We start from the raw sequence: 26,335 nt of genomic DNA, 5'->3' as shown, positions 1-26,335 counted from the left end.
GTTTCCACGCGTGATTCACGCTCGATTCGGCCCTTCGGCCACTTTTGAAACCGGGACCTTTCCCCAAGGTTGTGAACAACTGTTGAAAACTGGGGATCAAGGTGTGGTTGACGCTTGGAAACTGTGGGCAACTTGTGGAAACGGATGTGTATCCGAGGGTGGGTCAGGGGGCCGTTTCAAAAGTCGCTTCGGAGATTGGTCTCGGGCCCTTCGAGGCTCGCTGCCGCTCGGGCCTCAGGGCGACTGGGTGGGGCTGGGCCCTTCGAGGCTCGCTGTCGCTCGCGATTCAGGGCGACTGGGAGGGCGACTGGGTCAGGGCAGGTGGGCGACCAGGGCGGTGGGGCCCCCGAGGGTGAAGCGGCCCGGGGCGGGCTCGGTCGGGGGGTGCCAGGCCGCCAGGACCTCGGCGCCGGGGCCCAAGTCCACGTCCACGGGGCGGGTGGCGCGGGTGGCGGCGACGGCGAGGTTGCCCCGGCGCATCAGGAGGGTGTCGTCGTCGATGATCTCCACCCGAACGGCGGCCAGTGACGGGTCGAGGGCGTCGGGGTGGGTGTGCCGGATGCGGATCAGGTCCCGGTACCACGCCAGCATGCGGGCATGGGTGGCCTCGTCGCGTTCGTCCCAGCGCAGGACGGCGCTGCGGAAGGTGGCCTCCGCCTGCGGGTCGGGGGTCTCCTCGGCCCAGCCCATCTCGCCGAACTCGCGGCGGCGGCCCTCGGTCACCTTCGGCCCCAGCTCCGGGCCCAGGTGGGAGAAGTAGGGGAAGGGCGTGCTGGCGGCCCACTCCTCGCCCATGAACACCATGGGGGCCAACGCGGACAGCAGGTACAGCGCCGCCCCCGCGGCCTGTGCGCCCGCCTCGACGGTGCGGCCGATGCGGTCGCCGGTGGCGCGGTTGCCCACCTGGTCGTGGTTCTGCAGGAACGTCACGAACGAGTGCCCGTCGTAGAGCCCGGAGTTCGGGTCCACGGGCGCTCCCCAGTCCTTGCCGCGGAAGGTGGAGTACCCGCCGTCGTGCACGAACACCCCGGTCAGTGCCTTGCGCAGCACGTCCACGGAGCCGAAGTCCACGTAGTAGCCCTGCGTCTCGCCGGTGAGGAAGCTGTGCAGCGCGTGGTGCACGTCGTCGGCCCACTGCGCGTCCATGCCGCGCGCCCCGGGCACGGACCCGGTGGGAGAGACCATCTCGACGCGGTTCAGGTCGGACTCGGCGATCAGCGCCAGCGGCCGCCCGGTCTCCGTCTCCCAGCCGGTCACCGTGTCCGCCAGCTCGGCCAGGAAGTGGCGCGGCGAGTCGTCCACCATGGCGTGCACGGCGTCGAGCCGCAGCCCGTCGAGGCGGTAGTCCACCAGCCACAGCCGGGCCGCGCCCAGCAGGAACGCGCGCACCTCTGCGGAGTCGACGTCGTCGAGGTTCAGCCCGTCGCCCCAGGGCGTGTGGTGCCGCGGGGTGAAGTACGGCCCGAACTGCGCCAGGTAGTTGCCCTCCGGCCCGAGGTGGTTGTGCACGACGTCGAGCACCACGCCCATCCCACGGGCGTGGGCGGCGTCGATGAACCGGACGAACGCCTCCGGCCCGCCGTAGGCGCGGTGCACGCCGTAGAGCCCGACGCCGTCGTAGCCCCAGCCGCGCTCCCCGGGGAAGGGAGCCACCGGCATCACCTCGACGTAGTCCACGCCAAGCCCCGCCAGATGGTCCAGCCGCTCGACTGCCGAGTCGAACGTACCCCCGTCGGTGAAGGTGCCCACGTGCAGTTCGTAGCCGACGCCGCCACGCACGTCCCTGCCACCCCAGTCCGGACGGCGGGTGAACAGTTCAGGGTCGACGACGGCGCTGGGCCCGTGCACCCCGTCGGGTTGGGCGAGGCCGCGTGGATCGGGCAGCGAGGGCCCGCCGTCGAGGCTGAACGCGTAGCGGGTGCCGGGCTCGAACCCGTGCTCGTCGACCCACCAGCCGGCGCCCCCGGAGGGTCGCATCGGGCGGCGGAACTCGCCCGCCACCACGTCGACGCGGGTGGCGTGCGGGGCCCAGACCTGCAGTGCCATGGTCACCAACTCCCTGCGCTCGTGCCGCCGCCCCCGCCGCCGCCGCCACCGCCGCCGGAGAAGCCGGAGGATCCGCCGGAGCCGCCGCTGCTGGACCAGCCCCCGCTGTAGGAGGAGGAGGGCGGCGCGGGCAGGGAGGCCACGTTGGCGCTGCTGGTGAGCGTGCGCAGGCTGCGGGAGAAGTCGTCGGGTGAGAAGTCGGCGGGGAACGCCGTCCCCAGGGGGGCGATCTTGCCGGCGGCGGCCAGCTGCTTGCAGATCCTCGTCCAGCGCTCGGTCAGCCCGAACAGCACCGCCCACGGCAGGTAGCGGGAGTAGATGTCCTGGTCCGCCTCGAAGTCCAACTGCGCCGCCTCGGCGGTCTCCAGGTACAGCCTGAAACCGCGGATCTGGTCCAGCAGCGCGGAGCCGGTGGCGCCCAGTGAGCGTTCGGCCTTGGCCGTGCCCACGATCCCCAGCGCCACGAAGCCCCCGACGGCCAGCCCGATGCCGCCCAGGCGCAGGATCCAGTTGTCCAGGAACACCGCGAGCAGGATCCCCGCGATCGGCACCCCCACTCCCAGCACCAGGATGCCGAGGCCGCGCCACCTGCTGGACGGGCTGCTGCTCGACGGCTGGAAGTAGCGCTTGTCCCGCACCACCTTCAGTTGGTGGGAGTTCACGATCCGGTTCAGTGCCTGCGCCGTGGCAGCGAAGGCCGCGCCGGAACCTTCATCGTGGTCCAGTTCCGCGGCCAGTTCCAACTCCAGTTCTCCCGTGACGGCGTCGGCGTCGGCCAGCTGCACGGACAGGGGCGAGGACTTCACCCTCACCGCCCCGTTCACGGCCATCTGCGTCAGTACCGCGGCCGTGTGGGTGCCGCGGAACTCACGGTCCAGGAACAGGCCGGCGGTGGCGACGTCCACCTCGGGCGGCTCGAACTGCACCGCCACCTGCGGGTGCTCCCGCACCGTGGCGGTGCGGCCGCCGGAATCCACCAGCCCAGGGCTGACGTCGGTGTAGCGCAGGTCCTGCGCCCGGGAGGACCGCCTGCGGACCCACAGCCCCGCCACCACCATCAGCCCGACCCCGCCGATGGCCGTGGCGGTGGAGCCCACGGCGGTCATCCGGTTCGCCCGGTCCCGGCTCGGCTCGACGATGGCGGTGGCCCCGCCCACGGCGTCGGCCGGCAGCGTCACCTCGAAGCGCATCAGCGAGGTGCTGGAGGCGCCCGTGGGGCTGTCCAGGGTGACGGTGTCCCCGTCCACCACCAAGGTCTCGTCGTCCGCGCAGCCGCGGCGTCGGTCGTTGCCGTCGAGGTCCAGACGCACGCAGTCGGCCCCCTGCACCTCGCTCGGCAGCCGCCAGGTGAAGGTGGAGGCGACTTCCCCGTAGTGGTCGGCGTCGCCCAGCGGCAGCCGGAAGGTGGCGGTGCCGTCATCGGAGTCCACGGCACCCTCCATGCGGTAGCTCACCACCACCGTGGCGGTGGGTGGCACCACGGGTGCGTGGACCTCGATGTGGAGCGTCTCCTCGCTCTCGTCCTCGCCGCGGATGCGGGTCTCGATCTCGTAGGGCGCCCCGAGCTCGTTGGTGGCCACGAGGTCCGTGACGCGCCAGAGGCGGTCCACATGGCTGTTGAGTGGGGCCCGGGTGTCGATCCTCAGGTCCAGAGTCTCCTCGTCGGCGTCGTCGGGAAGGGCGTAGACGAGGGTGTGCTCGACGGTGGTGACCCCAGCCTGGTCCACGGTGAAGGTGCTGTCCTGCCGTGCCAGTTCGGGGATGATGAGGCGGCGGTCCTCGAGGATGGGTTCGGCGTTGGCGACGGAACCGGCCGGGAAGGCGGCGACGGCGGTGATGGCGTCGCCCTCCTCGACGTCGCTGCCACTCAGCGTGGCGACCCCACCCGCCACCTGCTGCTCGCACTCCTCGGAGCCCACCAGGCAGCGCGCCCGGTCCACGCCGTCGGGTCCGGTGACGGTGACGGTGAACTCGTCGATGGGCGGGTAGTCCCAGCCGGTGACGTCCCAGTTCAGTTCCGGCACGCCGTCGAAGGTCCGCATGGCCCCGACGACGGTGTAGCTGATCTCGTAGGTGGCGGTCTCGGTGTCCAGCGCCTTGTCCGGGTCACCGATGCGGAGCATGACCTGGCCGTCCGAGCCGTAGTCCAGGACCGTCTCGTCCCACATCGCCGGTGCCCCGCTGGGGGAGGAGACCTGGATGTCGGAGACCTCGTAGACCACGTCCTTGGAGCGGTCCTGGTCCCAGGACTCGCGGGTGGCGATGCCGAACTCGATGCCGCGTCGGCCCTTCTCCCCGAAGTCCCAGTCCAGCAGGTAGCGCACGTCGACGGAGCCGTCGGCGTTGACGTCGAAGGTGGCCTGCAGGTTGCGCACCGTGTCCGTGGCGGCGTGTGCCGGGGGCGGCGCCATCACAGGGACGAGGACGGCGAGCACCAGGGCGAGGGCGGTGGCGGCGAGGCGGGCGAGGTGGGTCATGGCGTTCCCGACGATACCGGTGGGGCGGCTCCCGAGGACGACTCAGGCCGAGCGGATGACGGCCGTGATGTAGCCCATGAACGAGCCCAGGGCCACCCCGCAGGCGATCGGCAGCCACAGGGCTGCGGGTTCGGTGAACACGAACAGGTGCAGCAGGACCGCGGCGGCGGGCAGCAGCAGGGTGAACACCACGCCGCCCACCACCAGCGCCGTCACCTTGGCCGCGCCGCTGCTGCGGCGCACGTGCGCCCCGCCGGGCAGCCCGATGCCCAGCACCAGACCGGCCGCGGCCACGACGCACACCGCCAGACCGATGACGAGGTGCACCGCGAAGTCCCGGCCGTTGGGGTTGGCGAGATCCAGCGCCACGCCCGGCACGGAGTCCCCGGGCACGTGCACCTCCAGCAGGGAGGAGGTGGCACCCCTGCGGTACGGCAGCGTGTCCAGGACGACGGTGCCGCCGTCAATGCGGGGACTCTCGCGCAGGGTGCAGGTGCAGTCCACCACCAGCACCGCGCCCGGGAACCGGACCATGGTGGTGGCCTCCTCGGCGGCGCTGATGTCAGTGACGGCCAGGGGCCAGCGAAAGGTCGCGGTCTCGTCGGTGTCCTCGCTGGTGCCCACGGCACCCGCGACGTCGTAGGCCAGCACCACGGTGGTCACGGCCTCGGTGGGTGGGAGTTCGGCGGTGACGGTGGCGTGCTGGTTGCGGTCGAACCCCTCGGGCTCGGTGACCTCCACCGCAAGCGGCGTCCCGTCGGCGCGCTGCAGCGAGATGTTGGACACGACCAACAGGCGGTCCGTGTCGTCGTCGTGGCGGGCCCGGACGGGGATCTGGAAGCGCAGCTGGTCCGGGTTCAGCAGTTGCGGCACGGCGTAGGTGAGGGTGTGTTCGACGTGGGTGCTCCCGCCGGGATCCACCACCAGCTCACTGTCCTGGGCGATCACCTCGGGGGCGTCGGCGCGGGGCTGTTCGAGGATCGGCTCGGCGTTGCTGACGGACCCGGCCGGGAACTGCGCCACGGCCACGAGCTGCTCCCCGTCCGCCGCCAGGATGCCGTGCATGGTGGCCACCCCGTCGACCACCTCCCGCTCGCACTCGTCGGGGCCGACGTGGCAGCGGGCCATGGTTACGCCGTCGTGGCCGGTGACGGTGAACTCGAAGTCCTCCACCAGGGGGTAGCTCCAGTCGGTGACCCGGTGCACCAGTTCGGGGACGCCGTCGGTGGTGCGCAGCGCACCGCGACGTCGTAGCTGACCGCGTACCGCAGGGTGCGGCCGGTGGAGTCCGGGTCCCCGATCCGGAGCTTGACCTGGCCGTGGGAGCCGGCCTCGTAGCCGGTCTGCTCGTACTCGACCGGATCGCCCTGCGGGGTGGTGACCTGAAGGTTGCTGACCTCCCGCACCAGGTCCTTCGGGGAGCCGCCCTCGTCCCAGGGCTCGCGCGTGATGATGATGAACGGGGCGGTTCGGAACTCCCCGCCGAAGTACCACTCGACGTCGTAGCGCACGCTGAGCGTCCCGTCGGCGGCCACGTCGAGGGCCACCTCGAGGCTGCGCACGGTGTCCTCGGCCGCGTGCGCGCTCACGGGCACGAGCAGTGTGGCCAGCGCCAGCAGGAGGGCGGTGACCGCGGACAGGGCGCGGGTGGTGCTCATGGTGCCACGAAGGTACCGCGGGGCGGGGTCCCTACCAGCTGCTCGCGCTGGTACCGCCGCCACCGGAACCGCCGCCGCCGGAGGAGAACCCGGACGAGCCGCCGGAGCCGCCGCCGGAGGAGGAGGTGGGCGTGGTCAGGCCGGCCGACGAGGCGCGGGCCTGCAGGCTGCCGAGGCTGCTGGTGAGCTGCGCCGTGCTGACGCCGCCGGCGAAGGAGGTGTCCAGCGGCGGGATCAGCCCGGCCGCGGCCAGTTCCTCGCAGACCTCCGTCCAGCGCTTCGTGAGCCCGAACAGCACCGCCCAGGGCAGGTAGCGGCGGAAGATGTCCCGCTCCGCCTCGAAGTCCAGCTGCTTCGCCTCCGCCGTGGCGATGTAGGTGCGGAAGCCCCGGATCTGGTCCCGCAGCGCCGTGCCCCCGGCCGCCAGGGGCGTGCGGGCTCCGGAGCGGACCAGCCCGCGCAGGCAACCGAAGAAGGAGCCGAACGCCACCCCGGCCAGGCCCAGGAACAGGCCGAGCGTGAGGTCCCAGGGCCCGAACAGCGCCACCCAGATGGCCGCCGCGGGCACGGCCAGCATGAACACCGCCATGAACACCAGCCGGACGGCGCAGCCGCCGGTGACGGCGCGGAACAGGGACCTGTCGGCCAGCACCGTCTTCTGCACCCGGTTCACCGCCCGGTTGACCTTGCGCACCTGCTCCGCGGACATCCGCTTGCCCGGCTTCTTCGGGATGGCGTTGTAGACGGCGTGCCCGACGGTGCCGTCGGCCTTCGCCCGGCTCCGGCGCACCAGCCGCAGCGGCTTGGTCTCGATCCCGATGGCACCGTCGACGGCCAGTTGGGTGAGCGCGGCGGCCGTGTGCCGGGCGTTGTGGGCGCCGTCGAGGATGACGCCGGCCTTCACCAGGTCCAGCTCCGGCGGGTGGAAGCGGACCGGGACCTTGGCGTCGCGCTTGGTGGGACCCACCGCGCCCCCGTCGCCGGTGAGTCCCGGCGGCACGCCGACGAAGCGTTCGTCCTTGCGCTGCATCAGCCCGCCGACGCGCCCCAGGCCGAAGATGAGGGCCGTGAGCCCGACCAGCCCGCCACCGGCGCCGGCCACCAGCCCGAGGGTGTTGGCCAGGTCCTTGCTGGGGGCCAGTTCGAACTGGGCGCCGCCCACTGCCGCCGCGGGCAGCGTGACCTCCAGCAGGTGGGTGCGCGGGTTGGGCCCCATCTCGCCGGCGGGCACGTGGACCGTGTCCCCGGCCACGGTGACGGCGCCGTCGAAGCAGCTGCCCCGGTCCTCGCCGGAGAGGCTGATGGCCACGCAGGTGGCGCGGTCCACCTCGCCGGGGAATCGCCAGGTGGCGGTGGCCTCGGGGGCGTGGGTGAGGTACTCGTGGGTGATGGGCCAGCGCAGCGTGGTCTCGCCCGTCTCCTCGACGAGGCCGATGGCGCCCGCGACGTCGTAGCTGAGCACCACCGTCGCGGCGGAGTCCACCGCCGTCACCTCCACCCAGACGGCGCCCTCGTCGAAGCTGTCCTCGGGCTCGGCGAAGGAGGTGCGGTGCTCCAGGGCGGCGCCGGCGGCGTCGGTGACCGTCAGGTTGGAGACCGTCAGCACCCGGTCCTGCGTGGTGCTGTGCGGGAGCCGGATCGGGAACAGGTAGAGCCTGCTGCTGGTGGGGCGGTCCACCGGGAACCGGTAGGTGATGGTGTGCTCGGCGTGCAGGCCGCCGCCCTCGTCGACGTCGAGGGTGCTGTCCTGGCCCACCACCACGGGGGAGGTGAGGCGGCGCTCCTCGAGGATCGGCTCGGCGTCGGCGATGGAGCCGGCCGGGAAGGCGGCCACGGCGGTGATGGTGTTGCCGCGGGCGACGTCGGAGCCGGTGAGGGCGGCCACGCCGTCGGTCACGGACTGGCCGCACTCCTCCGGTCCCGTCAGGCAGCGTGCCCGGTCCACACCCTCTGGGCCGGTGACTGTGACGGTGAACTCCCGGATCTTGGGGTAGGAGCCGCTGGTGACGTCCCAGTGCAGCTCGGGGACGCCGTCGAAGGTGCGCAGCGCGCCGCGCAGTTCGTAACTGATGACGTAGGTGGCGTCGCGGGTGTCCAGGGTGGTGTCCGGGTCCCCGATGCGGAGCCGGAGCTCACCGTCGGAGCCGGCCTCGTGGTCCGTGCGCTCGAACTGGTCGGGTGCGCCGCTGGGGGAGTCCACCTTGAGGTCGCTGACCTCGTAGACCACGTCCAGCATCGGGTCGGCCTCCCAGGGCTCCCGGGTGGCGATGTTGAAGTCGATGCCGTGGCGGCCGGTCTCGGCGAAGCGCCAGTGCAGCTCGTAGCGGACGCCGACGGAGCCGTCGGCGCGGACGTCGAAGCTGACGGCCATCGAGGTGACCTCGTCCTCGGCCGCGTGTGCGAGGCCCGGGGCAACGACGATGGCTGCCATGGCGAGCAGCAGCGAGAACAGGGCACACATGGTGCGGCGAAAGGTCTGGGTCATCGCCTGAGACCGTACCAACCCCGCGGGCCGTCAGCCCTCCGCGACGACGTCGAGCACGGCCTGCCCGTAGCGTTCCAGCTTGGCCTCGCCGACGCCGGAGACGCCCCGCAGTTCGCCCAGGCTGGTGGGCCGGACCTGCGCGATCCCCGCGAGGGTGGCGTCGTTGAACACCACGTAGGCGGGCACGCCCTGCTCCTTCGCGACGGCGCCGCGCCAGCTGCGCAGCTGCTGGAACAGGTCCTGCTGCGGTTCGTCCAGTTCCACCGGTGCGGTCCGGGCCCGCGAGCGCCGCGGCGTGCGCACCCGCTCCTGTTCCCGGCGCAGCCACACCTGCTGCTGGCCGCGCAGCACCGGACCGGCGGCCTCCGGCAGGGAGAGCACCCCGTACTCGCCCTGCACCTCCAGCAGCCCCTGCGCCAGCAGTTGACGCACCACGCCGCGCCACTCCTGCTCGCCCAGCTCGGTGCCGATCCCGAAGGTGGTCAGGCCCGTGTGCCCGAGGCGGGTGACGCGTTCGGTCTCGCGGCCGAGCAGGATGTCCACGAGGTGGCCGGCCCCGTAGCGCTGCCCGTGCTCGCGCTGCAGCCGCACGACGGTGGACATCAGCTTCTGCGCCGGGACAGTGCCGTCGAAACCCTCGGGCGGCTCGAGGCAGGTGTCGCAGTTGCCGCAGGCCTCGCTGTCCTCGCCGAAGTAGCGCAGCAACTGGCGGCGGCGGCACTGGACCGTCTCGCACAGCGCGAGCATGGCGTCGAGGTGGAGCGATTGCGCGCGCTTGCGCTGGGCGTCGCCCTCGCCGTCGGCGATCATGCGACGCTGCTGCACCACGTCCGCCAGGCCGTAGGCCAGCCACGCCGTCGACGGCAGCCCGTCGCGCCCGGCGCGGCCCGTCTCCTGGTAATACCCTTCGATGCTCTTGGGCAGGTCCAGGTGGGCGACGAAGCGGACGTCGGGTTTGTCGATGCCCATCCCGAACGCGATGGTGGCCACCATCACCACGCCCTCCTCGCGGAGGAAGCGGGACTGGTTGGCGGCGCGCAGTTCCGCGGGGAGGCCGGCGTGGTACGGCAGGGCCGTGACGCCCTTGCCCGAGAGCCACTCGGCGGTCTTCTCCACGGATGCGCGGCTGAGGCAGTAGACGATGCCGGCCTGCCCGGGGTGCTCGGTCTCGATGATGCGCAGCAGCTGCGAGCGGGCGTCGCGCTTGGGTGCGATCCGGTAGGAGATGTTGGGCCGGTCGAAGCTGGAGACGAACACGCGGGCCTCGTCCAGGCGCAGGTTGCGGATGATCTCCTCGCGCGTCTCCGCGGTGGCGGTGGCGGTGAGCGCGATCCGCGGCACGTCCGGCCAGCGCTCGTGCAGCATGGTCAGGCCCAGGTAGTCGGGGCGGAAGTCGTGGCCCCACTGGGCCACGCAGTGGGCCTCGTCGATGGCGAACAGCGCGATCCGCGCCCGGTCCAGCAGCCCCGCGGCCACGGGCAGCCGCTCCGGGGCCAGGTAGAGCAGGTCCAGCTCCCCGGCCAGCAGGCGGCGCTCGACGTCGCGGCGCTCGTCCGGGATCTGCGTGGAGTTCAGGAAGGCGGCGCGCACGCCGAGCTGTTCGAGGGCGTCCACCTGGTCATGCATCAGCGCGATCAACGGGCTGACCACCACGCCCGTTCCCTCCCTGACGAGGGCGGGGATCTGGTAGCAAAGGCTCTTGCCGCCGCCGGTGGGCATCAGCACCAGCGCGTCGTCGCCGCGGGTCACCGTCTCGATGATCTCGGCCTGCTGGCCCCGGAACGCGTCGTAGCCCCAGATGTTGTTGAGGGCATCCAGAGTGGCGGTCACGCAGGCCACCCTATGCGAGCCCACTGACGTCGCCTCGGGGGCGGGTCACCAGGTGAAGTCGCCGTCGTCGAGGGGTTCGGCCCAGTAGATGAACTCCTGGCCGTCACGGAAGGGCTCAAGCACCTCGAAGTTCTCGAAGCTGGTGCCGCCGGGGATGGGGGACTCGCTCGCCCAGTAGGCCCAGCGGCCGTTGACCAGCACCTCCAGTTGCGGGCTCGGGTCCGGCACGCGCCAACCCTGCACCGCGCGGCGACCGACGTAGCTCCAGTGCTGCGCGGTGCCCGGTGCGGCGACCGCCTCGTGCGGGGCGCGCTCGTCGGGGGTGGCGGCGACGACGACCCCACCGTCGGGCGCCGGCTGCAGCTCGGAGAGGCCGAAGCGGCCGTGGTCTGCGAAGTCCGTCCGCTGGAAGCCCGGCCACAGCTCCTCCGCAGTCACCACCCGCTCGCGCAGGTGGAGCTGCCGGAGCCTGGCGAAGTTGCCCATCGTGGCGGTCAGGACGCAGTGCACCAGCTCCGCCGATCCCGGGCGTCGGAACGCGGCCAGGGAGACCTCGTGCGGACGGTCGGCGCGGAACCGGACCCGCACGGAGACCTCCGCCCCGTTCTCGAACCGCTCGGAGTGCACCCAAACGCTCAGGTGCTCCACGCCGTCGACCTCCTCGACGACGCCGCGGGTGGGTGCCTGGGGGTCCTCCGGCACGTCCGCTCCGAGGGAGTCGGAGCTCCAGAACCGCTTGCCCGGCAACCCGTCCAGGGCGCTCGGCTCCAGCTCGGAGAAGCCCCGGGCGTGCTGCCCCGCCACCACCGGCTCGACGGCGACGAAGTTGAGCAGCCGGTTGCGCTCGTGGTCCAGGTACGGGGTGAACAGGCGCAGCAGGCCGCGTGGACCGGGCGTGGGGGACAAGCCCACCTGCAGCCCGTCGGGATGTCCCCAGCGGGGCTCGGCGGGGTGGTCGGCCGAGGGTCGCAGCCACTGGCCGTCAGTCTCCGGCAGCTTGCCGACGTCCTGGAATGGTGGGGTGTTCGCGTTCAACGGGGGCCTCCTTGCCACTCGGCTCCCAACGCTACGTCATCGGCGCCAGTTCGGCGGCGGACACCGCCACGTCGTCGTCGGGCTGCTGCACCTCGGGCGACGATGGGCGGGGCTGTGTCAGGTACAGCACCAGCATCAGTGCGGTGGTGACCAGGTAGAAGCTGTGCAGCACCCAGATCGGGCCGGCCGGCAGGCTGAACACGTAGACCGAGTGCACCAGGTTGCCCACGTTGGCCAGCGCCAGGTTGCCCGGACTGTAGGAGGACAGGTCATGGGTGCGGACTGCCTTGAGGACCATCGGCAGCACGCTGACCGCGAAGATGACGCTGGAGACCGTCCCGGCCAGCAACGCAACGTCGATTCCCATGCCGCACCCCCTCGTCGGGCCCCGGATTCGGGGCACCCTCCGAAGCTACGGCCGCGGGTGAGGGCCGCGAATCGGCCGAATGCCCCATCTTCCGGCAGCGGCATGGGGCATTCGATGCAGGCAGGTCGGTGGAGCGGACGGCACCGGAGACGGAGCCGTCCGCTCCAGCCACGCGCGCCGGTCAGGAGTCGGCGGGCACCAGTAGCGCCACGGGCAGGTCGGTGAGGACGTCGGCCAGCAGCGCCTGGCCACCTTCCACCTCGCGCCCGGACAAGACGTCCCGGAACCGACCCTCCGGCAGGATGATCGCGTGCTCGGCCCAGCCCTGCTCGCCCAGCTGCGACGGCAGCCTCGTCGCGACGGTGATGGCCGTCACGCGCTCGGCCCCGGCCTCGGCCCGTGCGAACGCCACCGCGTGGCCCGACGTCGTGGCCACCGGCCGGTACTCCGCACCGGCGCCCCGGAACGCGTCCGGGTGCTCCGCGCGCAGCCGGAGCGCCCGCGTGGTGACGAGGAGTTTTTCGGTGTCGAGGGATCTCGACACGGGCGCGGGGCGCCCTACTCGATCAGCGGTGCTGGGCGCTGCTGGGTCGGCTTTCAGCGCGGCCAGCAGGTCACGTCGCAAGGCGTAGTCCACCGCGCGGCGGTTGTCCGGGTCCACGAGGGAGAGGTCCACCAGTTCGCAACCCTGGTACACGTCCGGGACGCCGGGCATGGTGAGCTGCAGCAGCGCCTGGCCCAGCACGTTGGCGCGCACCGACGGGGCCACCGCTTCGGTGAACGCGTCCAGGGCGGCCGCGCACGCGTCGTCGGACAAGGCGTGCAGCGCGAGCCCGATGACGGTGTCCTCGTAGGCGGTGTTGGGTTCGGTCCAGGTGGTGTGGGACTTGGCCTCGCGCAGCGCCTTGGTCAGGTAGTCCCGCAGCCGCTCCTCGGAGATCGGCGCGGTGCCGGCCGCGCTGCCGGGCAGCCGCCAGGTGCCGGCGAGGGTCTGCCACACGAACATCTCGGTGGCACCGTCGAGGGGTTCGGCCCGCTGCTCCTCGGTGGCCGCGCGCAACTCCGTGACGCACGACTCCCACTCCTTGGGGTACTCGGTGAGCGTGGACAGGCGGGCGCGGACGTCGGCGGAGCGCTTGGTGTCGTGGGTGCTGAGCGTGGTCATGGTGGCGGGCCACTGTTCGGTGAGGGTGCTGCAGAAGTCGTGGAAGCCGTCGGGGGTGATGCCCACCATGGTGGGTTCGCTGCCCACCTCGTTGACGCCGATGAACCGGTTCCAGCGGTAGAAGGCGGTGTCCTCCTTGGACTTGGCCATCACGGGCCCGCAGGTCTGGGCGAAGCGCACCATGAACTCGGCACGCAGTTCCAGCACGTCCGGGCTCTCGTCGGGCAGTTCCGTGGTGACGGGACCGTGGCCCGGCTCGGGCAGGGTCTCGGCGCCGCGGCCCTCGTCCCCGGTGCCCGGGTCGCCGCAGGCCAACGCCACCACCAGGTCCAAGGTGTCCAGCTCGTCGGGCGCGAGGGTGGCGCGTGCCCGGTCCGCGGCCTCGGCCACCACCTCGCGCTCGGCCTCGGCCGCCGGTTGCCCGGGCTCGACGTAGGCGCGGTAGCGGTCCATCTCCACCAGCAGACGGCGGATGGCGTTGCGGAGTTGGCGACGGGTGTGGTCGCGCAGCCGGATGTCGCCGTCGCAGATGGCCACCGCGATGGAGGTGAGCCGGTTCACCTCCGCGAACAGGATGGAGCGCACCACCTCCTGCTTCGCCTGCGTCAGCACTGACCCGAACCACTCGCTCGAACCGGAAACCCGCTCCCACAAGGCGTTCAGGCGGGGCAGGCCGGCGGCGTCCTGGAACAGGCCGCAGATGCGCAACAGGGCGTCGTAGCCGGTGGTGCCGTCGCACTCGAAGCCCGTCGGCAGGGTCTCGTCGGCCTCGAGGATCTTCTCCACCACCACCCAGCAGCCGCCGGTGAGGCCCTGCAGGTCAGCGAAGTACTGGCGCGGGTTGGCGAGCCCGTCGGGATGGTCGATGCGGAAGCCGTCGATCAGGCCCTCGGAATGGAGGTCCGCCAGCAGTCGGTGGCTGGCCTCGAACACGGACTCGTCCTCCACCCGCACCGCGGCCAGGGTGTCGACGTCGAAGAAGCGCCGGTAGTTGAGCTCCTCGCTGCCCACCTTCCAGTGCGCCAGCCGGTACCACTGGGCCTCCAGCAGTTCCGGCAGCGGCAGGTCCTCGGTGCCGGGGCGGACGGGGAAGACGTGGTCGTAGTGCACCACCACGGGCTCGACGACGCTGCCGCCGTCGGGCGTCGGCACCGGCCGCTCCTCCACGGTGATGGTGCCTGCCTCCAGTTCCTGCCCGATCCGGTTGCCGAGCACCGGCATCAGGATGGCCTGCTGGCCGGTGAGGTCGACGTCGAACCAGCGCGCGAACGGCGAGTCCGAGCCGCGGCGCAGCACCTCCCACAGTTCGTGGTTGTGGAACAGGGGAGTGGGCACCGCCATGTGGTTGGGCACCACGTCGACGACGATGCCCAGCCCCAGCGCCCGCGCCGCCTCGGCGAACCGCCGGAAGGCCGCCTCCCCGCCCAACTCGTCGGAGATTCGGGAGTGGTCCACCACGTCGTAGCCGTGCATCGATCCCGGCGCGGCCTGCAGGATCGGGGAGCAGAACACGTGCGTGATGCCCAGCGCAGCCAGGTGGTCCAGCTGTGCCACGGCGTCGTCGAAGGTGAAACCGGCGTGCAGCTGGAACCGGTAGGTGGACGTCGGAACCGGGTGTGTGCTCACGCCTCCACTCTAGGGACGGCCGCGGCTTTCCGGCGGAAGGTTGATTCGCTTGGACTCCAACGAAATTGTCGCGGCCACCTCTGGGACGTGCCACGATGGCGGCATGGCCCAATCCAATCTGAGACGTGCGGACCCGAACTCGGTCCGGAAGTGGAACGAGTACCTGGTGGTGTCCGCGCTGGGGGAGGGACCGCACAGGATCTCGGCCCTGGCAAGGGCCACCGGGCTCACGCCCGCCCCACTCGGCGAGGTGCTGCGTGGGCTCGAGGCCAAGGGGTGGGTGGCCTCCAGCCGATCCACCGGCGGCGGTCCCGGCCGCCCCGCCCAGGTCTACTCGCTGGTGGTCCCGAAGGGTTCGGTGATCGGCCTCGACGTCGGGGGTCGTGCCTTGCGGTGCGTCCGGTTCGACCTCGAGGGCGGCCAGCGGGCAAAGGTGGAGCGACGGCTGCCACGCGGCGCCGACGAGGCCCTCCGCCGTCGCACCATCGCCGAGGTCACGCGGGAGGCCCTGGGGGACGGCGGCCCGCTCTGGCTGGCGGGGCTCTCGGTGACGGGCAACATCGGCGTCGACGGCCGGATGGTCGAGTCCGCCGCCATGCCGGAGCTGAATGGACAGTCGCCCGAGGACCTGTGGGCCGAGGCCATCGGAGGGCGAACCTTCGTGGTCAACGACGTCCGCGCCGCCGGCTACGCCGAACACCGCGTGGGCGCGGCCCGTGACCACGGTGACGTCCTGCTGATCCAGTTGGGCCGACGCCCCACGCTCGGCCTGCTGTTCGGCGGCACCCCCCGCGGCGGCGCCCACGGCGGTGCCGGCGACCTTTCCCACAACAACTTCATCCCCACTGAGGCCGGCATGGAGTGGCTGGAGCCGTTCCGCGACTCCGAGGACCCCATCGGCGACGGGGTGCGCGCCATCCTCGACGGTGACCAGCAGGCCCTGGCCGGAGTCAAGACCTACATCGAGGCGATGGCGCCGTCACTGGCGCTCACCACCGCTGTCGTCGACCCGGGAGTGGTGGTGCTGTCCGGGGCGTTGACCCCCGTGGCGCCCCACTTCATCGATGACCTCGCCACCGTGATCCGCGAGAACGTCGCCCGCACCCCGCCCGTGCGGATCTCGGAGCTGGACCAGTTCTCCGCGGCGGTCGGAGCGGGCCTGGCCGCCCTGCAGCGGCTGCGTTCCTCCCTGGCCGACCCCACCACCGGCGTCCAACCGTTCACCCTCGAGGCGTTCGCCGGGCTCCCACTGGGGACGGATCCCACCGCCAGCGACGTCCGGGTCACCGACTGACGCCCGCCGGCTGCCTGGGTGTGGTGATTCTGCTGGTGCACCGTCGCAATCACCACACCGAGCCGACCGGGCGACCCACTGGCGACGCCGATTCGCCAGTCAGCGTCGGCGAAAGCGCTTGCCCCAAGGGGTAGCATGTCCGGGCTGCCCCGAACAGGGCGGCCGGTAGGGAGTGGAGGGCGACGGTGAGCACGCACAGGGAATCGACCAAGGGTCATGTCCCCCCGCTTCCAGAACTCCTCGCCGTGATCGGACCCCACGTCCGGCCGCACATCGGCAGGCTGGTGCTGGCGCTGCTGGCCACCATGGTGGGCTCAGTGGCGGCGCTGCTGATGCCGCAGGTGCTCGGACGCCTCATCGACGGCCCCATCGCGGCCGGTGACCGCGGTGCGCTGATCCCGGCGACGCTGCTGGTGGGCGGGCTGGGCCTGTTCGAGGCGGGCATGGTGTTCCTGCGCCGGATGGTGATGATCCCCGCCTCCACCACCACCGAGTTCAGCGCCCGGATGGCCCTGTTCACCCGCCTGGTGGACTTGGACACCACCTTCCACGACCAGTGGCCCTCCGGCCAGTTGCTCACCCGCGTCACGCAGGACCTGAACCTGATCCGACGCTGGTTCGCGTTCGGCCTGATCATGCTGATCAACGACATCGTGATGATCATCGTCGGCACCGTCCTGATGGCCGGCACCAACGTCATCCTGGCCGCCGTGTTCCTCGTCGGCTCCGCGCCGCTGGTGTTCCTGATGCTGCGCTTCGAGCGGCAGTACACCCGCCTCACCCGCCGCGCGCAGGACAAGTCGGGCGACGTCGCCACCGTCGTCGAGGAGTCCGTCAAGGGCATCCGCATCCTGAAGGCGTTCGGCCGCGCCCCCGAGGCGCTCGAGCAGTTCGGCTCCGAGGCGGAGGAGCTGCGAGACCTGGAGGTGGCCCGCGGCCTCGCCGACGCCCGGATGTTCCGCTGGCTGACGCTGATCCCGAACGTCGTCATCGCCGTGAGCCTCGTCGTGGCCATCTGGTTCGCCGCGCTCGGCTGGGTCACCATCGGCGGTGTGGTGGCGTTCTTCGCCACCGCCACCATCCTGCGCAACCCGGTCTCGTTCCTCGGGTTCCTCGTCGCGTTCGCGCTGGATGCCATGAGCGCCCTGGCCCGCTACAAGGAGGTGATGGACCGGGAGCCGCGCATCACCGACCCGACGGATCCCACCACCATCCCCACCCCGCTCGACGGCGCCCCCCACGGAGCACGCCTGGAGTTCCGCAACGTCACCTTCCGCTTCGACGACCAGGGCCCCGGCGAGGACCCCCTCCTGAGCGGCCTGGACCTCGAGGTCAACCCGGGTGAGCGGATGGCCATCGTCGGCCTGACCGGCTCCGGCAAGTCCACCCTGATCAACCTCGCCGCCCGCCTCTACGACGTCACCTCCGGCTCGATCCTCGTCGACGGCGTGGACGTGCGCGAGGTCTCCCGCCACCACCTGCGCGAGCAGCTCACCGTCGCCTTCGAGGACCCCACCCTGTTCTCGGCCTCCATCCGCGACAACGTCCTGCTGGGCGACCCGGACGCCCCGCAGGAGATGCTGGACAAGTCCCTCGCCGTGTCGGCCGCGGACTTCGTCGACGAACTGGACTCCGGTGTGGAGACCGTGATCGGCGAGGAGGGCCAGGGGCTCTCCGGCGGCCAGCGGCAGCGGCTCGCGCTCGCCCGCGCCATCGCGGCCAGGCCCAGGCTGATGCTGCTCGACGACCCGCTGTCCGCGCTCGACGTGCACACCGAGGCCAAGGTCACCGCCGCGCTGGATGACACCCTCGGCGACACCACCGTCCTGATCGTCGCGCACCGCCCCTCGACGGTGGCGCTCGCGGACCGCGTCGCCCTGATGGACCGCGGCCGCGTCGTCGCCGTCGGCACCCACACCGAACTACTCGCCACCAGCGAGCGCTACCGCTACGTGATCTCCTCCTTCGACGAGGACGACGATCCCAGCACCGAGAAGGCAGGTGACCTGCGATGAGCACCAGGCCCGAGAAGAAGCTGCCGCGCCGCCAGGACTCGCCCTCCACCGTCCGCGGCACCATGGGCGAGGAGGCCGAGCACCACACCCGCGCGGAGAACGTCGCACTGCGCCGCCGCTCCATGCGCCTGCTCGGCTCGCTGCTGCACCCGGTGCGCTGGCAGGTGGCCGAGGTGGCCGCCGCCACCCTCATCGGAACCGCCGCGAAGGTGGCCGTGCCCGCCCTGGTGGGCCTCGGCGTCGACGCCGGCTTCCACGCCCTGGACACCGGCCAGTGGTCCCGGTTCATCCTCATCGCGACGGCCACCCTGGTCAGCGCGCTGCTGGCCGGCCTGCTGGAGGGCCACGCCAAGGCCGTCACGCCCAAGTTCGCGCAGGCGCTGGTGCTGGAGCTGCGCCGTCGCCTGTTCGCACACTCGCAGCGCCTCAGCATCGCCTTCCACGAGCGCTACACCTCGGGCCGGCTGATCTCGCGCCAGACCAGCGACGTCGAGGCCATCCGCGAGTTCGTCGCCGGCGGCATCTCCCAGTTCGTCAGCTCGCTGCTGTTCCTCGGCATGACCGTCGTCGCGCTGATGCTGCTCGACGTCCCCTCCGGCCTGATCCTGCTGGCCGGGCTGGTGCCGACGGGGCTGTTCGCGTTCTGGTTCGTCATCCAGTCCCGCAACCGGTTCCGCAAGGTGCGGGTGGCCTCGGCCAGGATGATCGGCTCCTTCGTGGAGTCCATGGTGGGCATCCGCGCCGTCCAGGCGTTCCGCGCCGAAGAGGTCCGCACCGGAGAGTTCAAGGAACGCGCCGAGAGCTATCGCGACACCAACGCCGACGTGTTCTTCGTGTTCGCCGTCGCCAACACGTTCATCGTCGCCCTGTCCGGGATCGTCTCGGCCGTCCTGATGTTCTACGACGGCAGCCGCGTGCTGGCCGGCACCCTGCCCGTCGGCGTGCTGCTGTCCGCAGTGCTGTACGCGCGGCAGTTCTTCGACCCGGTCACCGAGATCATGATGTTCGTCAACCAGCTGCAGGGCGCCACCACCGCCCTGGAGAAGATCTCCGGCGTCCTGGAGGAGGAGCCCACCCTCGCGGACCCGGAGGTGCCCGTCGCGCTCGACGGCGCCAAGGGGCACATCGAGGTGGACGGCGTCACCTTCTCCTACACCGACGGCACGCCGGTGCTGCCGCGCATCGACCTGAACATCCCCGCCGGCCAGGTGGTGGCGCTCGTGGGCGAGACCGGCGCCGGCAAGACCACGCTGGTGAAGCTGATCGCCCGCACCGTCGACCCGCAGCAGGGCGCCGTGCGGATCGACGGCACGGACCTGCGCGACGTCACCGACGCGGACCTGCGCCGCACCATCGTCTCCGTCACCCAGGAGTCCTACCTGTTCTCCGGCACGGTGGCCGACAACATCGCGCTCGGCCGGCCCGGGGCCTCGCGCGCCGACATCGAGGCGGCGGCCATCAACGTCGGCGCCGACGGCTTCATCCGCGCCCTGCCCGACGGCTACGACACCGACGTGCGCAGCCGCGGCGGCCGGCTGTCCGCCGGGCAGCGGCAACTGGTCTCGTTCGCGCGCGCGTTCCTGGCGGACCCGCAGGTGCTGATCCTCGACGAGGCCACCAGCTCCCTGGACCTGCCCAGCGAGCGCCTCGTGCAGCGCGGCCTGCAGACCCTGCTGAAGGGCCGCACCGCCATCATCATCGCCCACCGGCTCTCCACCGTCTCCATCGCGCACCGCGTGCTGGTGATGGCCGACGGCCGCATCGTCGAGGACGGTGACCCGGAGGTCCTGGTCGCCGAGGCCACGGGCCACTTCGCGTCGCTGCACGGGCAGTGGGAGACGTCGCTGCGCGGCTGACGCCGGCCCCAGCAGGGTGGCGCATCTGGCTCCGTCTCCGGTGCCGAACGCGCCAGCCAAGTGCGCCACCTTGGTAGCCCGCCGCACTTGGCTCCGTCTCCGAGGCCAAGTGCGCCACGTAACCGAGCCGGGCGTGCAAGACTCGGGACATGAAGGCGCCGAACCGATGGTCGCCGTGGTGGGCGATCGCACTGACGTGCGTGGCGCTGCTGGTGCCCGTCGGCATCCTCGGGGTGGGGCTGCAGCAGCTGTCGGTCGGGATGTCCGGCGCCTACATGTCAGAGCTGTCGCTGGCCATCGCACCCGTCGTGATCGCCATCGGCGTGTTCCTGCTGGTGCCCGGGGTGCTCTACTTGGTGGTGCGCCAGAAACTGCTGTTCGTGGCCACCATGGTGGTCACCGCCGGGGTGCTCGCGGTCCCGGCGCTCACCTACGCGTTCTGAGGCTCACCAACGCTCGTGCACGTGCGCGCGGATGTGCCTGTCATAGAGGTCCTCCAGCGCGTCGAGCTGCTCCTGCGTCAGCGGCAGCACGTCGGCGGCGGCCGCGTTCGCCGTCGCCTGCTCGGAGCGGCTCGCGCCCGGGATCACCGCGGAGACGCCGTCCTGCGCCAGCACCCAGCGCAGCGCGAACTGCGCGGGCGTGACGCCCTCGGGCACCAGCTCGACGAACTCCCGCGCGGCCGCGACGCCGACGTCGTAGGGGACCCCGGAGAACGTCTCGCCCTGGTCGAAGGACTCGCCGTGCCGGTTGAAGGTGCGGTGGTCCGAGGCGTCGAAGGTGGTCTGCTCCGTGAACTTGCCGGTGAGCAGCCCGCTGGCCAGCGGCACCCGCGCGATGATCCCCACCCCGGCAGCCTTCGCGGCGGGCAGCACCTGCTCCAGCGGCTTGCGGCGGAACACGTTGAGGATGATCTGGATGCTGGCGACGCCGGGGCGCTGCAGCGCGGTGAGGGCCTCGTCGACGGTCTCGACGGAGACGCCGTAGTTGCGGATCCAGCCGTCGTCGACCATCTCGTCGAGCGCGTCGAAGACCGAGTCGGTGGAGTAGACGGGCGTGGGCGGGCAGTGCAGCTGGGTGAGGTCCAAGGTGTCGACGCCGAGGTTGCGCCGCGAGCGCTCCGTCCAGGCGCGCAGGTTCTCACGCGTGTAGGTCTCGGTGGTGAACGGGTCCGCGCGGCGGCCGAGCTTGGTGGCGACGAAGAACGAGTCGTTCGGGCGTTCGGCCAGGAACGCACCCACCAGTTCCTCGCTGTGGCCGTCGCCGTAGACGTCGGCGGTGTCGAAGAACGTGACGCCCGCGTCGGCGGCGGCGTGCAGGACGGCGCGGGCGTCGTCGTCGCTGACGTTGCCCCAGTCCCCGCCGAACTGCCAGCAGCCCTGGCCGATGACCGAGACGGAGCGGAGGGTGCGGCCGAGCAATCTGGTTTCCATGCCCAAAGGCTAGTGGGTGCGTGCAAGACTTCGCCCATGTCCGACGTCACTTCCCGACGACGCACCACCCTGTTCTGGGTGCTGGGGACAGCGCTCGCCGGTCTGGTCTTCGACGGTTACGACCTCGCCGTCTACGGCGCCGTGATGCCGGAGTTCCGCGAGCGTGGCGGCCTGATCTTCGAGGCGCTCGCCCCGGAGCTGCAGACCGCGCTGACCGCGTCCGTGGGCGTACCCCCTGACCAGCTGACCGACGGCATGAAGGAGGCCATCGCCGCCGCCTCGGGACTCGGGGGCGTGCTCGGCAGCCTGGCGCCGTTGGGGATGCTGCTCGGGGCCCTCGGGATCGGGGCCGTGGGAGACCGGATCGGCCGACGCATCCCGATGCTGGCGTCCACGGCCTGGCTGTCGGTGGGGATGGCGCTGACCGCGATGGCGCCGGACGCCGCCACCTTCGGGGTGATGCGGCTGGTCACCGGTATCGGCATCGGGGCGCTGGCGGCCACCACCGCCGTCGTCGTCTCCGAGATGGCCCCGGAGGGGCGCAAGAACCTGTCGAACGCGATCGTCTTCAGCGGCATCCCCCTGGGCTCGATGTTCGCAGCCGCCTCCGCCCTGGTCGCGTTGGACCTCATCGGCTGGCGCGGCCTGTTCTGGCTGGGTGCGCTCCCGCTGGTGACGTTGCTGCCGCTGACGTTCTGGAAGCTGCCGGAGTCGGTGGTCTGGCTGGAGTCGCGCGGCAAGCACGAGGAGGCCCGACTGGTCTCCCAGCGCCGCGGCATCCCAGTGCCGGGGGCGCCAGTGTGGCCTGTCGACGAGGAGACCGGGGGCGGTTTCATGGAACTCTTCGGAGGACGCTTCCTGCTGCCGACGGTGGTGCTGGGCCTGCTCAGCGCCGTCGGAATGCTGCTGGTCTACTCACTCAACACGTGGCTGCCGCAGCTCACCGAGGGCCTGCTCGGCGAGCAGTCTTCCCTGGTGTTGCTGCTGGCGCTCAACGTGGGTGCCGTGGCCGGTGGGCTCGGGGGCTCGTGGGCGGCCGACCGCTGGGGCGCCAAGCCGGTGATCGCCGTCCTGTTCGCCGTCGGCGCCGTGGGCATCGTGCTGGCCACCACCACGGCCACCCCCGGCCTGACCTCGCTGATGATGACCGCCGTCGGCATCGTGGGCATCGGGACCTCCGGGACCCAGACCCTGATCTACGGCTTCGTCGCGAACTACTACCCGACCACCTCGCGTGCGGCGGCCACCTCCTGGTGTGCGGGGTTCGGCCGCCTCGGGGGCGTGGCCGGCCCCCTCGTCGGAGGTGTGCTGGCGGCGGCCTTCCCCGAGGACCTCTCGAGGGTGTTCTACGTGTTGGCGGCCATCTGCGTGTTCGGGGTGGTCCTGGTGATGGTCACGCCCCGCTCACCCGAGGCGGACCAGCCCGCGTGAGCGGACCTCAGGAGCCCCGGCCGTCGGAGGCGTCGAGCTGTGCCAGGCCCTCGACGGCGAGCTGGTTCCCCAGCGCAGCAGCCCGCTCCAGCAGCGCCCGGCCGCCGTCGGCGTCGCCCTCCTGGAGCAGCCGCATCGCCAGGAACACCATCGAGTCGGCGTTCCCGCCCTCGACGGCGCGCCGCCAGTGCTGCTTGGCGAGGTCCACCTCGCCCGCCTCGTAGAGCGTGAAGCCGAGGATGTGCATCGCCGGCGTGTACCCGGCATCCGCCGCGCGACGCCACTGTTCGCGGGCGCCGTCGACGTCGCCCTCGTCATTCAGCACGACGCCCAGGTAGTAGCTGCCCTGCGGGTGGCCGGTGTCGGCCGCGCGCCGCAGCCACGCCGTCGACTCCGCCGGGTTGTCGTCCACCAGGAGCAGGGCGTACTCCACCATGGCGTCGGCGTCGCCGGCCTCGGCACGGGCGTGCAACTCGGCGTGGCCCGCCAGTGGCGCGCCCTTTCCGGAGCTACCGCGGCGGCCGGTGATCCTGTCCCAGATGCTCATCATCATCCGACTGTAGGCGACGCTGCGGCGGCCCGAGTTGGGCGCGGGCCGCCGGCGCGTGGCGCTAGATGGTGGCCAGGTCGGTGTTGCCCAGCAGGCCGTAGTGGCCGTGGATCTGCACCTTGCGCTCCAGGTCCTCGATGATGGCGATCGAGAAGTTCTCGTCGTAGAGCTGGGACGCGCTGCCCAGCCCGCCGGGGCTGAAGACATTGACCTCCATCAGCTTGTCACCGACGATGTCCAGCCCCACCAGGAACATGCCGTCGGCCACCAGCTTCGGGCGCACCACGTCCACCAGGCCGAGCATCTCGTCGGTGACCTGCACTGCCTTCGCCTTGCCTCCCACGCTCATGTTGGAGCGGATGTCGCCGCCCGAGGGGGTGCGGCGGAAGGCGGCGTACTTGCCGTTGCGCATCAGCGGGCGGCCGTTCATCACGAACATCCGCACGTCGCCCTCCTGGGCGGCGGTGAGGTACTCCTGGGCGACGACGTAGCCGTCGCGTGCGATGGCCTCGGTGATCTGCTTGAGGTTGGGCGACTCCTTCTCGTTCACCAGGAACACCCCGCTGCCGCCGGAGCCCTGCAGCGGCTTCAGCACCGCCTTGCCGCCGAGCTCGTCGACGAAGGCGGCGATCTTGGCCTGGTCGCGCGAGATCATCGTGCGTGGCCTGACCACCTCGGGGAAGTGCTGGAAGTAGGCCTTGGACAGGGCGTTGGCGAGACTGCCCGGGTCGTTGACCACGAGGACGCCGGTGTTGGCGATCAGCTGACCGAACGCGACGCCGGCATTGTTGGCCCACGGGGCCTCGGAGGCGTCGGCGGCAGGGTCCGAGCGCAGCATCACGACGTCGAACTCCGAGAGGCTGATCTGTTCCTCGACCTCCGGCTTCTGCACGTCGTCGAGGTAGCGCTCGGTGGAGCGATAGTTCTTGCCGCCGACGCCGCGCGCCTTGGCGCTGAGGCTGCCGTCGACCTCGTAGGCGAAGTCGCCCATTCCCATCAGGAACGCCTCGTGTCCCATGTTGGAGGCCTGCATCGCAAGCCTGACGGTGGTGTAGACGGGATCTTCAGTGGCGACGTCGTTGACGACGAATCCGATTCTCATGCTGCTCCTTGGATCAGTTGGGCGGGGTCGGTCTGGGTGGCGGCCTCGGCGAGGCGTTGGCGCCCTTCCTCGTTCTCGTACCAGTGGGGTAGTAGGACGGGCTCGTGCAGTACGCCGCGGTTGTTCAGCTCCTCGACGAGGGGTAGGTCCTCCAGGGCGAACTTGCCCAGGAACAGGGCGTCGAGGGAGCCGCCCCGCGAGAGGTGCTCGAGCAGGTCCAGCAGGCCGCGCAGGTAGATCGCGTCCTTGGTGAGGCCGCCGGAGCGGAAGACGCGCATGGTGGTGGTGAACGCGCCACGGCGCGGGAAGCCGGCGTCGACGAGGTCCTGCCAGCACTCCACGAAGGAGGCGCCCTCCACCATCGAGTGCACCGTTACGACGCGGCCCGCGAGCTGCCGCATCCGGCCCGTGGTCAGCGCCCCGGCGGCGATCTCGGCCAGCACGGCGAGGCCCTCCTGGGTCTCGTCGTAGCCGGCGAGCCCGGTGCCCAGGACGTTCAGGGGCTGGTGGGAGCCGTTGACCTGGGTCACCAGGTGCGTGCCGATCTCGTGCTGGATGAGAGCGTTGGCGCGCCCGGTGGCCACCTTCGACTCGGGTCCGACCAGCAGGACGTTTTCGCTGACCATGATTCCGGTGGAGTCGTGGCGGATCTCGGCGTGGATGTCGATGTCGGGGTTGCTCTGGCGGTAGCGGTCGATCTCCGCCTCGGCCATGGCGAGGAACTCCTCGGCGTCCAGGTGCTCGCCGCGGTACGGCTCGGGGTCGACCCGTTCGATCACCGACCTGGCGGCCGTGAGCAGGTTGGGTGCCACGCCGCCGTAGAGCTCGAGGCTGAGGGCGTGGAAGTCGCTGGTGCCGCGGGAGCGGAGCATCGCGAGCTGCAACTCCAGCTCCCTGTGCTTGCCGCGCAGCAGCGCGCCGACGGTGTTGTCCTCCACGCTGGCCACGTCGACGTCGGCGAGCATCTTCGCCGCCACCTCCGGGTCCACGCCCACCTCGCGGTAGGTGAACTCGGGTTCGTGGGGTCGCTCCAGGAAGGCGACGCTGACGTCGTCGGCGTCGACGGGGGTGACGTCTAGGATGAACCGGAAGCTCGTGCCCAGCTGGGAGAGCTGGTGGTCCACCGCCTGGTCATTTGTCGAGAGTGGGTTGTCGGCGGGTGTCATCACTTGGGCAACGCCCCCAGCATGGGCTCGAAGCAGCGGGCCAGGCCGTCTGCGAGGAAGTCGATCCGCTCGCGGTCCGGCTCACCGGTCCACTCGTCCATGAACTCCTTCTTGAACTCGAGCGCGAGCACGCAGCCGGTGCGCGGGTAGCGTTCGTGCACCCACCAGGCGAGGTTCTGGCCCTTGAACTTGACGTTCTCGCGGACGTCGAAGTGCTGGGCCGCCATCGCGAGCCGGAAGGCGGCGTCGACGTCGCCGAAGAGGTCCATGTTGAGCGATCCGGTGCCGAGGTTGATCTCGGGGTTCTCCATCACCGGCTCGTCGGGCTGCCGGGGTCCCTCGCGGCGGAAGTTGTAGGAGTGGACGTCGAGCACGATGAACGGGCCGCGGGCGGCCACCTCGTCGAGCCGCTCGCCCAGTGCCTCGAAGAACGAGTCGTAGACCTCGAGGCTGCGGCCGATGACGTCCTCGGGCAGCGGGTACTCGTCCCACAGCTCGAGCCCCCACGCGTCGGCGGGGTTCTTGTAGACGGCCTTCTCACGGATCCGGTTGAGGTCGGTCTCGAAGCGGGACCGGTTCACCACGACGCGGGCGGGGGCACGGGCTCCCAGCAGGTCGGTGAACGGGTCCTCCTCGCGCAACCGGGTGGCCTCGTCGAGGACGAGCCGCTCGGCGATCTCGGGCCGCAGGTCGTGGCCCGCATGAATGGCGGTCGCGATCAGCTGACCGCTCCAGTCCCCCTCGAACGTGAATGGATCCATGTGTCATGTCTACCGGTATCCGGGGCCAACCGTGCAAA

At 71.2% G+C, this 26,335-nt stretch carries 19 protein-coding genes; 5 read left to right on the top strand and 14 right to left on the bottom strand.

All coding sequences use genetic code 11. From position 1 onward, the window contains the following. Window positions 1-312: 312 nt before the first annotated feature. The 9 genes from treZ to treY all read right to left on the bottom strand — a co-directional run bounded on the left by treZ (window position 313) and on the right by treY (window position 14,689). Window positions 313-2,046 carry a malto-oligosyltrehalose trehalohydrolase gene (treZ, locus tag ACYU7G_RS01280; protein ID WP_461105126.1) on the bottom strand — a complete coding sequence of 578 codons (1,734 nt, stop codon included), beginning with the start codon at window positions 2,044-2,046 and terminating at the stop codon, window positions 313-315. A gap of 2 nt (window positions 2,047-2,048) precedes the next feature. Further along, window positions 2,049-4,523 (bottom strand): DUF2207 domain-containing protein, encoded by a 2,475-nt coding sequence (locus ACYU7G_RS01275; RefSeq protein WP_461103951.1) that lies wholly within the window; start codon window positions 4,521-4,523, stop codon window positions 2,049-2,051. 42 nt (window positions 4,524-4,565) lie between these two features. After that, window positions 4,566-5,729, bottom strand: a complete 1,164-nt coding sequence (locus ACYU7G_RS01270; protein WP_461103949.1) for a hypothetical protein — start codon at window positions 5,727-5,729, stop codon at window positions 4,566-4,568. Continuing rightward, complete coding sequence (locus ACYU7G_RS01265; RefSeq protein WP_461103947.1) at window positions 5,654-6,181, bottom strand: hypothetical protein; 528 nt, start codon at window positions 6,179-6,181, stop codon at window positions 5,654-5,656. The genes ACYU7G_RS01270 and ACYU7G_RS01265 overlap by 76 nt, the downstream gene beginning before the upstream one ends. A gap of 31 nt (window positions 6,182-6,212) precedes the next feature. Then, a complete protein-coding gene (locus tag ACYU7G_RS01260; RefSeq protein WP_461103945.1) occupies window positions 6,213-8,666 on the bottom strand; it encodes a DUF2207 domain-containing protein in 2,454 nt (817 codons plus the stop codon). 30 nt (window positions 8,667-8,696) lie between these two features. Continuing rightward, the gene (gene recQ, locus ACYU7G_RS01255; RefSeq protein WP_461103943.1) at window positions 8,697-10,496 is read right to left on the bottom strand and encodes a DNA helicase RecQ; all 1,800 of its coding nucleotides are present in this window, start codon (window positions 10,494-10,496) and stop codon (window positions 8,697-8,699) included. A gap of 45 nt (window positions 10,497-10,541) precedes the next feature. Next, window positions 10,542-11,531: a hypothetical protein gene (locus ACYU7G_RS01250; protein ID WP_461103941.1), complete on the bottom strand. Its 990-nt coding sequence runs from the start codon at window positions 11,529-11,531 to the stop codon at window positions 10,542-10,544. Between the two features lie 31 nt (window positions 11,532-11,562). Beyond that, window positions 11,563-11,898 (bottom strand): hypothetical protein, encoded by a 336-nt coding sequence (locus ACYU7G_RS01245; protein ID WP_461103939.1) that lies wholly within the window; start codon window positions 11,896-11,898, stop codon window positions 11,563-11,565. A gap of 181 nt (window positions 11,899-12,079) precedes the next feature. Further along, the gene (gene treY / locus ACYU7G_RS01240) at window positions 12,080-14,689 is read right to left on the bottom strand and encodes a malto-oligosyltrehalose synthase (protein ID WP_461103937.1); all 2,610 of its coding nucleotides are present in this window, start codon (window positions 14,687-14,689) and stop codon (window positions 12,080-12,082) included. 103 nt (window positions 14,690-14,792) lie between these two features. On the opposite strand from treY, the gene ACYU7G_RS01235 reads away from it, so the two are divergent. The 4 genes from ACYU7G_RS01235 to ACYU7G_RS01220 all read left to right on the top strand — a co-directional run bounded on the left by ACYU7G_RS01235 (window position 14,793) and on the right by ACYU7G_RS01220 (window position 20,297). Beyond that, the gene (locus tag ACYU7G_RS01235) at window positions 14,793-15,983 is read left to right on the top strand and encodes an ROK family transcriptional regulator (protein WP_461103935.1); all 1,191 of its coding nucleotides are present in this window, start codon (window positions 14,793-14,795) and stop codon (window positions 15,981-15,983) included. A 185-nt stretch (window positions 15,984-16,168) separates the two neighbouring features. Continuing rightward, window positions 16,169-17,998, top strand: coding sequence for an ABC transporter ATP-binding protein (locus ACYU7G_RS01230; protein ID WP_461103933.1), 1,830 nt, complete (start codon window positions 16,169-16,171; stop codon window positions 17,996-17,998). Continuing rightward, a complete protein-coding gene (locus ACYU7G_RS01225; protein WP_461103931.1) occupies window positions 17,995-19,854 on the top strand; it encodes an ABC transporter ATP-binding protein in 1,860 nt (619 codons plus the stop codon). Before ACYU7G_RS01230 ends, ACYU7G_RS01225 begins: the two co-directional genes overlap by 4 nt. 149 nt (window positions 19,855-20,003) lie before the next feature. After that, window positions 20,004-20,297 (top strand): hypothetical protein, encoded by a 294-nt coding sequence (locus ACYU7G_RS01220; protein ID WP_461103929.1) that lies wholly within the window; start codon window positions 20,004-20,006, stop codon window positions 20,295-20,297. 3 nt (window positions 20,298-20,300) lie between these two features. Here ACYU7G_RS01220 and ACYU7G_RS01215 read toward each other — a convergent pair whose 3' ends face one another. Further along, a complete protein-coding gene (locus tag ACYU7G_RS01215) occupies window positions 20,301-21,287 on the bottom strand; it encodes an aldo/keto reductase (RefSeq protein WP_461103927.1) in 987 nt (328 codons plus the stop codon). Window positions 21,288-21,323: 36 nt separating this feature from the next. Here ACYU7G_RS01215 and ACYU7G_RS01210 point away from each other — a divergent pair, with 36 nt between their 5' ends. Continuing rightward, complete coding sequence (locus ACYU7G_RS01210) at window positions 21,324-22,718, top strand: MFS transporter (protein ID WP_461103925.1); 1,395 nt, start codon at window positions 21,324-21,326, stop codon at window positions 22,716-22,718. A 7-nt stretch (window positions 22,719-22,725) separates the two neighbouring features. On the opposite strand, the gene ACYU7G_RS01205 is transcribed toward ACYU7G_RS01210, so the two are convergent. The 4 genes from ACYU7G_RS01205 to ACYU7G_RS01190 all read right to left on the bottom strand — a co-directional run bounded on the left by ACYU7G_RS01205 (window position 22,726) and on the right by ACYU7G_RS01190 (window position 26,297). Further along, entirely contained in the window at window positions 22,726-23,268 is a 543-nt protein-coding gene (locus ACYU7G_RS01205; protein WP_461103923.1) for a tetratricopeptide repeat protein, read from the bottom strand. A gap of 61 nt (window positions 23,269-23,329) precedes the next feature. Next, the gene (locus tag ACYU7G_RS01200; RefSeq protein ID WP_461103921.1) at window positions 23,330-24,370 is read right to left on the bottom strand and encodes a glutathione synthetase; all 1,041 of its coding nucleotides are present in this window, start codon (window positions 24,368-24,370) and stop codon (window positions 23,330-23,332) included. After that, window positions 24,367-25,536 (bottom strand): flavohemoglobin expression-modulating QEGLA motif protein, encoded by a 1,170-nt coding sequence (locus ACYU7G_RS01195; RefSeq protein ID WP_461105124.1) that lies wholly within the window; start codon window positions 25,534-25,536, stop codon window positions 24,367-24,369. Before ACYU7G_RS01195 ends, ACYU7G_RS01200 begins: the two co-directional genes overlap by 4 nt. Beyond that, window positions 25,536-26,297 carry an N-formylglutamate amidohydrolase gene (locus tag ACYU7G_RS01190; RefSeq protein ID WP_461103919.1) on the bottom strand — a complete coding sequence of 254 codons (762 nt, stop codon included), beginning with the start codon at window positions 26,295-26,297 and terminating at the stop codon, window positions 25,536-25,538. The genes ACYU7G_RS01195 and ACYU7G_RS01190 overlap by 1 nt, the downstream gene beginning before the upstream one ends. Window positions 26,298-26,335 lie beyond the last annotated feature (38 nt).

The sequence above is a fragment of the Tessaracoccus terricola genome (assembly GCF_054776555.1).
This window is presented reverse-complemented; position numbering and strand designations above follow the sequence as displayed.